This window comes from Bacteroidia bacterium, assembly GCA_023228875.1.
Taxonomy (GTDB): domain Bacteria; phylum Bacteroidota; class Bacteroidia; order NS11-12g; family UBA955; genus JALOAG01.
Genome location: JALOAG010000066.1, coordinates 1 through 3,000, shown reverse-complemented (window position 1 = coordinate 3,000; position 3,000 = coordinate 1). Strand labels below are relative to the sequence as shown.

General features: G+C 39.0%; 3 protein-coding genes. All 3 read right to left on the bottom strand.

Annotated features, from left to right (window positions below; all coding sequences use genetic code 11):
- Positions 1-114: 114 nt before the first annotated feature.
- A complete protein-coding gene (locus M0R38_13345; protein MCK9482721.1) occupies positions 115-837 on the bottom strand; it encodes a Clp protease ClpP in 723 nt (240 codons plus the stop codon).
- A complete protein-coding gene (locus M0R38_13340; GenBank protein MCK9482720.1) occupies positions 791-2,101 on the bottom strand; it encodes a phage portal protein in 1,311 nt (436 codons plus the stop codon). Before M0R38_13340 ends, M0R38_13345 begins: the two co-directional genes overlap by 47 nt.
- Positions 2,102-2,119: 18 nt before the next feature.
- On the bottom strand, positions 2,120-3,000 hold an 881-nt coding region (locus tag M0R38_13335), incomplete at its 5' end, for a terminase large subunit (protein MCK9482719.1).

The window sequence follows — 3,000 nt, the reverse complement described above, 5'->3', positions numbered from 1 at the left end:
TTGGCACTAAGAATTCCCTTTTCATTTCTGTGTGAATCTAAAAAGGTTTTAGCTTTTTCCCAAGCCTTGGCCCTTTGCTGTCTTAATTCATTAATCTTTGTCATGTTGTTTCTCCTAGTATGGTTTTATAAGATTTAATCTTTTTTCTAATTGTTCGATGGGAGTTCCATCTGCAAGAAGTTGTTTGTTTTCAGTTTCTATCTTTGACGATATTTTATTTAAAAGTATCGATTGTACTTTGCGAGGGGAGTAAGAGTATGAGTTGTTAATCAGACTCTTTTTTTCATCTTCAAGTACCTTATCAACAAAACCCATTTCAATAGCTTTATTTGCATTCATCCAAGTCTCACTATCCATAAGTTTACTTATCTCTGAGCGATTTAAACCTGTTTTGATTTCATAGGCATTGATGATGCTTTCTTTAACTTCGTCTAACATGCTGATTGCTTTTTGCATATCATCATGATCTCCATAGGCGACAGTCATAGGGTTATGAATCATCATCAAAGCAGTTGGAGCCATCATTACTGTAGTCCCTGCCATAGCAATAACTGAGGCCGCACTTGCAGCAATACCGTCAATTTTAACTGTGATATGATCTGGATAATCCATAAGCATTGCATAAATCTGACTTGCTGCAATGCAATCTCCTCCTGGAGAATTTATCCAAATTTCCAAATCGCCTGAGCCCTTAAAAAGTTCTTGGCGAAACATCTTAGGGGTTATGTCATCATCAAACCAGCTTTCTTCAGCAATTGTCCCGTACAGCTCTAGCACTCTGGTTTGCTTTTCATCTACGTTCTGGTTTTTCCATCGCCAGAACTTCTTGTTCTTCATCAGCTTCTTCCTCCTGTTGATTAGAATTATTTTTGAAAGCAAATGACCCCGCTAAATTGAGTGGGAGCATGTTGCCGTTGACTAGATACAGATCTCCACCATCTTCTTTACCAATGCGATCCAAATCTTCTAATTGACGAATATCGTTAGCGCTCATCCAGCCATTTTGACGTGCGGTCGCATAGCCGTTCATTCGACTTTGATAATCTCCCCTTAGAAGTCCTTCAACATTGAATTTGAAAAATAGGTTTTTCTTTTCTTTTTCAGAAAATAAAGCTCGACTTAAAGATTGTTCCCACCTAATAACCCAAGGGTCCAATGTGTATTTCACAAACTCCAAAGATTGCTGCTCTATATTTGAAAAACTTGATTTTTCTAAATCCCCAATCATGTGTGGCGGAATTCTAAATATTCTTGCAATCTCGTTAATTTGGAACTTTCGAGTTTCTAAAAACTGAGCTTGTTCAGGAGATATTGAAATCGGACTATATTTCATTCCTTCTTCTAAGACCGCTACTTTTTGTGCATTTGAAGAACCCCCAAATTGTCCTTGCCAAGCTTCTCTAACTCGAGAGGCATCTTTAATGGTTCCGGGGTGTTCTAGCACTCCACTGGGAGCTGCACCGTTAGCAAAAAACTTAGCACCAAATTCTTCACACGCTATTGCCATACCAATTGCATTTTTAGCCATGGCAATAGGGGAGTATCCAACAAGACCATCAAAGCCAAGGCCGGGTATGTGTAAAACACTAGAAGAATCTAAAACCACAGTTGAACTTTTATAGGTGTGAGAGTTTTCTCTGTTGGTCGTATATGTATAAAAAAGTTGACCGTTTTTATCCCGGTCAACTTGCATTTGATTTGGCATTAGAGGATACAAAGAAGCAATCTCTCCTTTGCCGTTTCTTATAATTTGTGCATACGCATTTCCCCAAAGTAAAAGATGGGTCATCATCGTTTCACGAAATACAAAGCTGGTCATCTCACTGTTAGGCTCATCGTGTAGTAAAAAGTAAAGTGGATGATCTATAGCTTTTTGTTTACTGCCACACTCTTTTTGCTCATAAAGATGTAAAGGCAAACCTGCTACAGCTTCACTTAAAATTCGAACACACGCATACACAGCCGTCATTTGCATTGCAGATCGTTCATTAACAGCTTTGCCTGAAGTGGTGCCTCCAAACAAAAAGTTATAATTGGAAAATGCTGCTCTATTTTTTGGTTTGCCACGAATGCGTGCTAGTAAATTTGTAATGGCTTTCATCAATATTCTCCAATACTTTTAAATGAATAAAAGTCCTCTTTCGTCATAGACAGATTGATTTGTGGCATTACCACAACGTATTGCTCTATCAAGAGCCATGATGGTGGCAACTGCTCCATCAATCTTTTCAGTAGATTTAGCTTTGTCTGGTTTAATGTTTCCTGCTGGGTCTGTTCGAATGAAAATGTTATCAAACATCCACCTCAAGACAGGGTGAGAGTCGTGTGCTATTTTCCTTTCTAATACTAGTTTCATCAACTCTTTAGTTGGAGGGCTCATATCTTTAAAGCCTTGGCCAAATGGAACGACTGTAAAACCCATACCTTCAAGGTTTTGAACCATTTGAACAGCTCCCCAACGGTCAAATGCAATCTCACGAATATTAAATTGTGTGCCTAAATCTTCTATAAACTTTTCAATGAAACCGTAGTGAACTACATTACCTTCAGTTGTTTGCATAAAACCTTGACGGTGCCAAAGATCATAAGGAACCCGGTCTCGTCTAACTCTGAGTTCCATTGTTTCTTCAGGTATCCAAAAATAGGGCAGTACCCAATATTTATCTTCTTCATCGATTGGAGGAAAAACTAAAACAAAAGCTGTAATATCTGTTGAAGAAGATAAGTCTAGTCCCCCATAACAAACTCGCCCTTCCAGTTCCTTTAAATCTACTGCAAAGTCGCACTGGTCCCACCTTTCCATTGGCATCCACCTAACAGACTGTTTAACCCACTGGTTAAGTCTTAGCTGCCTAAAGACGTTCTCCTCTTGAGGTGTTTGTCTTGCGCTTTCACAAGCTACTTCTACTTTCTCTATATCGATAGTGTGCCCCAATGAGGGGTTGGCCTTTTTCCAAACCTCTGGAGAAGTCCAATCATCATCTTCTTGCGCTCCATAAA

Bases quoted from the DNA above. Each gene is read 5' to 3' on its own strand.
- M0R38_13345 (MCK9482721.1), bottom strand. From the start codon at position 837: ATGAAGAACAAGAAGTTCTGGCGATGGAAAAACCAGAACGTAGATGAA.
- M0R38_13340 (MCK9482720.1), bottom strand. From the start codon at position 2,101: ATGAAAGCCATTACAAATTTACTAGCACGCATTCGTGGCAAACCAAAA.